This window comes from Pseudomonas sp. A125 (assembly GCF_055409485.1).
In genome coordinates this window covers 188,390-194,679 of the sequence record NZ_JBUZVP010000015.1, presented here as the reverse complement: position 1 = coordinate 194,679, position 6,290 = coordinate 188,390, and the positions used below count along the sequence as shown (strand labels likewise).

The 6,290-nt window shown below is 61.6% G+C and carries 5 protein-coding genes; all 5 read right to left on the bottom strand.

All coding sequences use genetic code 11. From position 1 onward, the window contains the following. Window positions 1-131: 131 nt before the first annotated feature. From xylB to ACZRN6_RS21000, 5 genes are read right to left on the bottom strand one after another with little or no spacing between them, the layout of a single operon-like run. Window positions 132-1,607: a xylulokinase gene (xylB, locus tag ACZRN6_RS21020; protein WP_464008768.1), complete on the bottom strand. Its 1,476-nt coding sequence runs from the start codon at window positions 1,605-1,607 to the stop codon at window positions 132-134. Window position 1,608: 1 nt separating this feature from the next. Next, window positions 1,609-2,601 carry a LacI family DNA-binding transcriptional regulator gene (locus ACZRN6_RS21015; protein WP_464008767.1) on the bottom strand — a complete coding sequence of 331 codons (993 nt, stop codon included), beginning with the start codon at window positions 2,599-2,601 and terminating at the stop codon, window positions 1,609-1,611. Window positions 2,602-2,622: 21 nt separating this feature from the next. Next, the gene (locus ACZRN6_RS21010; RefSeq protein WP_322145107.1) at window positions 2,623-3,564 is read right to left on the bottom strand and encodes an ABC transporter substrate-binding protein; all 942 of its coding nucleotides are present in this window, start codon (window positions 3,562-3,564) and stop codon (window positions 2,623-2,625) included. Between the two features lie 33 nt (window positions 3,565-3,597). Next, window positions 3,598-4,566, bottom strand: coding sequence for an ABC transporter permease subunit (locus ACZRN6_RS21005; RefSeq protein WP_003209708.1), 969 nt, complete (start codon window positions 4,564-4,566; stop codon window positions 3,598-3,600). A 25-nt stretch (window positions 4,567-4,591) separates the two neighbouring features. After that, the gene (locus ACZRN6_RS21000) at window positions 4,592-6,124 is read right to left on the bottom strand and encodes a sugar ABC transporter ATP-binding protein (protein WP_464008766.1); all 1,533 of its coding nucleotides are present in this window, start codon (window positions 6,122-6,124) and stop codon (window positions 4,592-4,594) included. Window positions 6,125-6,290 lie beyond the last annotated feature (166 nt).

The window sequence follows — 6,290 nt, the reverse complement described above, 5'->3', positions numbered from 1 at the left end:
CCTAAGCGAGGTGCCGAGTGGTGGGGCAAGAGCCTTTTGGTTACTTTTGGGCTCCTTTCAAAAGTGACCCGCCGTAAGGGCGGAACCCATACCAGCCATCACAAAAAAAACGAATATTCCCACCACCGTTCCTAATCGTGCATAGCCTTGGCAGCCCCCAACAACCCGCGAAATTTTCGATAACGCTCCCGCAAAACCCCAGCCTGTGCACCGTCCGGGGAAAATCGTTGTTTGACCGGCATCCCCGCCTGTATAAGAGCTTCGCCCTGCCCGCTCGCCAATAACCCCAACTTCGCCGCGCCAATGCATGCGCTCAATTCACTGCCATGCAACGTGTAGACCTGCCGCTCAAGAATATTGGCCAATAGCTGCGCCCAATACTCACTCCGCGCCCCGCCACCCACCAACGCGCAAGCACCCACCGTGGCCCCGGCCGACTGCACCGCCTGCAGTGCATCCAACAGCCCAAACCCAACCCCTTCCATCACCGCATAACCGAGCATGGCCGGCGTGCAGTCATGCCCCAGGTTCATGAAACCACCACGCAGCAACGGATCATTGTGAGGTGTGCGCTCACCCGCCAGATACGGTAAAAACAGCGGATTGGACGCCGGTACGCCCTGCCCGATCGGCAACTCGGCCTGCACCTGATCCAGCAACGCTTGCTCATCGGCAGTACCCGTCAGACGGGTCACCCAACGCAAACAACTGGCACCGGCCAACATGGCGCCCATGGTGTACCAGCGATTGGGCAGTGCATGGCAAAAACTGTGCACGGCACTCGCCGGATTGCCCGCCGCATGGTCGGTAATCGCGACGATGGCCGCACTCGTACCAAGGGTGATAAACGCGTCACCCGCATTCACCGCTCCAATACCAACCGCTGCCACCGGGTTATCGCCGCCGCCTCCGGCAATCACCAGGCCCTCAGCCAAGCCTAGTCGCGACGCCGCCGCAGCATTCAAACGAGCGCTAACCGCCCCGCCTTCCACCAGCCTTGGCATCTGCGCCAAGCGCAAACCCGTCGCCCGCAGCATCGGCTCAAACCATTCCCGATTGGCCACATCCAGCCACAGTGTTCCGGCACCATCGGACACGTCACTGACGCGCTCACCACTGAGGCGCAGCCGTAAGTAATCCTTGGGCGACAACACGCAATCTATCGCCTCGAACACCGCGGGCTCGTGTTGCTGCACCCATAGCAGTTTCGGCGCGGTGAGGCCAGCCATCGGCAAACTGCCGGTGACGTCGGCAAACTCGCCGCCCAAGGCTTCGGCCTGGGCCAGGGCGCGCGAGTCATCCCAGAGGATCGCCGGGTACAGCACCCGGTTGTCATCCCCCAACAGCACGGCGCCGTGCATCTGCCCGGACAAACCGATGCAGCTCACCCGGCCATAAGCCTGCGGCTGATCGGCACGTAACTGGTCCAGCGCACGCAGGCACGCCTGCCACCAATCCTCAGGATTCTGCTCCGACCAACCACTGTGCAGGCGCGATATCGTCAGGCGCGCACCAGCATGCGCCAGGACGCTGCCTCGCTCGTCCATCAAGATCGCCTTGAGTTCCGAAGTGCCAAGATCAATGCCAAGGGAAACCGAGTTGTTCATATCAGGGGCAGCCGCATGAATGACGAATCTTCAGGGTGGGCGCGAGCCGCACGCTGTGTTTTTTACGCTTGGGTGACGCCATGCGCTCAAGCAGCAGGTTGACCGCCCGGGCGCCCAGTTCCTGGACCGGTTGCGCGATCAAGGTCAGGCGCGGCACAAAGAAATCCGCCCAGTCAAAATCATCGAAACCCACCAGGGCCATTTGCCCCGGCACTTCGATGCGCGCATCACGCAAGGCATGCATTGCACCAAGGGTCATCAGGTTGTTACCCGCCATGATTGCCGTGGGCGGTGTTGCCAGGGCCAATAACTGCGCCGTCGCCTGGCGGGCAGGCTCGCTGCTGGAGCCACCATTGACCAGCAACTGCGGGTCCAACGGCAACCCGGCCGCCCGCAACGCCGCGTGATAACCGGCGACGCGCTCATCCGTCGTGCCCAGCCCGGCCCGCCCGGAAATAAAACCGATGCGCCGGTGGCCATGCTCGATCAAGTGCGCCACCAACGCCTGGGTCGACTGGGTATTTTCCACCCCGACCTGATCGAAGCGGTCGCTCATCATCCGGTCCACCAACACCGCCGGCACTTCGTTGGCCTGCAAGTATTCCAGGGCCCGCGAACCGGTAGACGGCGCAAGCAGGATGCCATCCACCCGCCGATGGTGCAGCGCCGTGACCACGCGCAATTCCTGTTCGGGATCGTCATGGGTATCGACAAACAACATCATGTAGCCGTGCTTGGCGCACTCGGTTTCAATCGCGTGCACCGTTTCACTGAAGTAATGGTTGGACAGCGCCGAGATCGCCACGCCGATCGTATTCGTCGTAGAGCGGGCCAGGGAGCGCGCCAGCGTATTGGGGATGTAGCCCAACTGCCGGATCGCGCCCTGCACCGCTTGCACCGTGTCCGGGCTGACCTTGCGGGTGCCGTTCAAGACGTGGGAAACCGTCGACGTCGACACCCCTGCAATTCTTGCCACATCCTCCATGGTCGCCACGGTACTTACTCCTGCGCGCGTTTAATGTTTGCTGGACCAACCGCTGTAGGAACCGACGTTGTCGCGGGTGATCAATTTTGGCGCCAGCAGGGTAACCGCTTCGGCAGGTTGTTTGTCATTGAGAATGTCATTGCCGACGTTGACGGCCGTCTGGGCCATCGCCCATGGGTCCTGGCTGGCGGAGGCCTGGATCAGGGTGTTGGTCTTCAGGGCGTTCTCGATATCCGGCGCGCCGTCCACGGAGGTGATGATGATGTCGCTGCGTTTCAGTTGCTTGGCGGCCAGGTCGCTGCCGATGGCTTGTGGGTCATTAATCGCGAACAGGCCGTCGATTTTCTGGAAGCGCGTCAGGTAGCCCTGCATCACGTTCAAGCCGCCTTCGCGGGAGCCTTTGCCGTCCTGGTCGTCGGACAGCACCTTGATCTCCGGCGCCCCGGCCAGGGCCGCTTTACAGCCTTTGACCCGGTCCGTAACGGCCGTCACTTGCGGGCCATTCTGGATAATCACGTTGCCCTTGCCCGCGAGTTTGTCGACGATGAACTGGCAGGCGAGCTTGCCGGCTTCGACGTTGTCGGTCTGCACCGTGGCATTCACGCCCTTGGCGTCGACGTCCACGGCCACCACCACGATCCCGGCATCCCGGGCTTTCTTGATCGCCGATGCCATGGCCGATGGATCGACAGCGTTGAGCAGGATCAGGTCGACCTTGGACGAGATGAAGTTATCGATCTGCGAGAACTGCTTGCTCAAGTCATAATCAGCCGACACCGAGGTGACCTTGACCGCCGGGTTCAGCTCCTTGGCCCGGGCCGTGGCACCGTCGGCCAGGGTCACAAAATACGGGTTGCCCAAGGAGCCCATGCTGATGCCGATGGCTTTCAGTTCACGGGCTTCTACTGCGTGGGACATCAGCACGGCAACGCCCAGGGAGGCGACAACAGGAAAAATGCGTTTGAAGTTCATGATGACTCTCTTGTGATTGTTGTGTGAGTGAAATCAGGTCCGCGCACCGGACTGGCGATAACGATCCAGCGCCACCGCGCCAATGATCACGATGCCCTTGATGATGTATTGCCAGATATCCGACACGCCCAGCAGCACCAGGCCGTTGGTCAATACCGCGATGATCAGCGCACCAATCAGCGTGCCGCCGATGGTGCCGACACCGCCGGTAAAGCTGGTGCCACCGAGAATCACCGCCGCGATTGCATCCAGTTCATAGGATTGCCCCAGTTGCAGGCCGTTCGCGGCGAACAGGCGTGACGCGCTCATCACCGCGCCCAGGCCGGCCAGCGCACCGGACATGGCATAGACGAACAGCAGGACTTTCCACACCTTGATCCCCGACAGCCGCGCCGCTTCCGGGTTGCCGCCGACCGAGTAGATCTGCACCCCCATCACCGTGCGCCGCAGGATGAACCACGACAGCGCGATAACGGCCACGGCGATGATCACCAGCCAGGGCACCCCCAGTACCGAATCGTTGCCGATAAACGCAAATGGCAGGTCCGGGTTGAAGACGGTTTTGTCGTCCGCCAGCAAACGTGCGAGGCCGCGCATGGCGGTCAGTGCACCCAGGGTGACGATAAACGGCGGCAGGCGCATGAAGGCGATCAGCCCGCCATTGACCAGGCCCAGCAACAGGCCGAAGCCGACCCCGGCGGCTATCCCGAACATGCCGAATTGCGGCGACATCGAGGCTTGCAGCGCGACCACAGCCGAAGCCGCGAGAATCGCCCCCACCGACAGGTCGATGCCCGCCGTGAGGATCACAAAGGTCATGCCTGCCGCCAGCACCACGTTGACCGACGCCTGCTGGGTGATGATCGACAGGTTCTGCACCGTCATGAAGTTTTCGCTGGCCAGGGCAAACCCTACCAACAGCAGCACCAGCACCGGCAACATGCCCACCGTGCGCATCAGTTCGCGAATACGTTCAGCCTTGCCGATCGTTGCCACAGTCATGGTGTTGCTCCCGCTTGTCGTTGAATTAGCCATGGGTAGCCACCTGCTCGCTGCCGGTGGCGAGGTCGATGATCGCCTCCTGGGAAATATCCAGCCCCGATGCCCCGCCCACTTCAGCCACCAATTGCCCTTCGCGCATGATCAGCACGCGGTCGCAGGTGCCGATGATTTCCGGCAGCTCGCTGGAGATCACCACAATGCCCACGCCGGCTTTGGCCAGTTGGTTGATGATGCGGTAGATCTCGGACTTGGAACCGATGTCGACGCCACGGGTAGGTTCGTCGAGGATCAACACATGCGGCTTGACCTCCAGCAGGCGCGCCAACAGCACCTTCTGCTGATTGCCGCCGGACAACGCGCCGACATTGACCTTGCCCGACGCCACGCGGATCGACAGTGACTTGATCGCATCACGTGAGCGTTGCGCGGCGTGACCACGGTCGAGCACGCCACCGGCATGCGCGTCCGGCACGCAGGCGCAGACGTTGATGTTGTCGGCCACGCTCATGTCGAGAAACAGGCCCTGGGCCTTGCGGTCTTCGGTGAGATAGACCACGCCGGCACGAATCGCATCCGCCGGGTTGCGCAGTTGCGTCACGCGCTTGCCGACCACTTCCAGGCTGCCGGACGTACGTGGGTCGGCGGCAAAGATCAGCCGCGCCAGCTCGGTACGGCCAGCGCCCACCAGCCCGGCAATGCCCAGCACTTCGCCGGCGTGCAGGTCGAAGCTGCAGTTGCGCACGCGCTTGCCGTCGGCCATATCACGCACGCGCATTACCACTTGGCCCGGGTCGTAGGCGGCATGTTCTTTCTTGTAGAAACCCGACAGGTCGCGGCCCACCATCATCTTCACCAGCACTTCGGCCGACAGCACGTCCCGCGCCAGTTCACCGACGTACTCGCCGTCGCGCAGCACAGAGACCCGGTCCGACAACTCGTAGATTTCGGCCATGCGGTGGCTGATGTAGATGATTGCCAGGCCCTGGCTGCGCAGCTGCTTGATCAGCGCAAACAGGCGGTCGGTCTCACGCGATGACAGCGGCGTGGTGGGCTCGTCCATCACCAGGATTTTTGCGTGGGCATGCAAGGCCCGGGCGATTTCCACCAGTTGGCGCTCGGCGATGGACAGGCTGGCGACGCGGGTGGTGGGCAGGAACTCCGCACCGAGCCTTGCCAGCACCTCGGCCACCCCGGCTTCCATGCCCTTGCGGTCGATGGTCCAGCCGCGGCGCAGTTCACGGCCCAGGTAGATGTTCTCGGCCACCGTGAGGTTCGGGCACAGGCTGAGTTCCTGGTAGATCACAGCAATGCCGAGGGCTTTGGCGGACGCCGGGTTGTAGCTGGCGACGGGCTGGCCATCGATACGGATGGTGCCGCCGTCGTCGGCCTGGTAGGCACCAGAGAGAATTTTCATCAAGGTCGATTTGCCGGCGCCGTTTTCACCCATCAAGGCGTGGATCTCACCGGGGTAGACCTTCAGGCTGACGTTCTTGAGCACCCGCAAACCATTGAAGGTCTTACTGATGCCCTGCATTTCAAGCAAGGGTTCAAGGCTCATGACTGAGCTCCTGGTTTTATTATTTTTGTGTTCCAGCGTTTGCTGATGACAGCCATCGGCAGACCTGATTGCTGCCGACTCTAATCAGATATATTTGTTTACGCAAGCGCTTGCGTTGGCCATTTATCGTCTGATTAAACGTTTCATCTGATGAATAAATGTTCAT

Excerpts from the sequence above, each read along its gene's own strand:
- xylB (WP_464008768.1), bottom strand. The coding sequence starts at position 1,607 with ATGAACAACTCGGTTTCCCTTGGCATTGATCTTGGCACTTCGGAACTC.
- ACZRN6_RS21010 (WP_322145107.1), bottom strand. The coding sequence starts at position 3,564 with ATGAACTTCAAACGCATTTTTCCTGTTGTCGCCTCCCTGGGCGTTGCC.
- ACZRN6_RS21005 (WP_003209708.1), bottom strand. The coding sequence starts at position 4,566 with ATGACTGTGGCAACGATCGGCAAGGCTGAACGTATTCGCGAACTGATG.
- ACZRN6_RS21000 (WP_464008766.1), bottom strand. The coding sequence starts at position 6,124 with ATGAGCCTTGAACCCTTGCTTGAAATGCAGGGCATCAGTAAGACCTTC.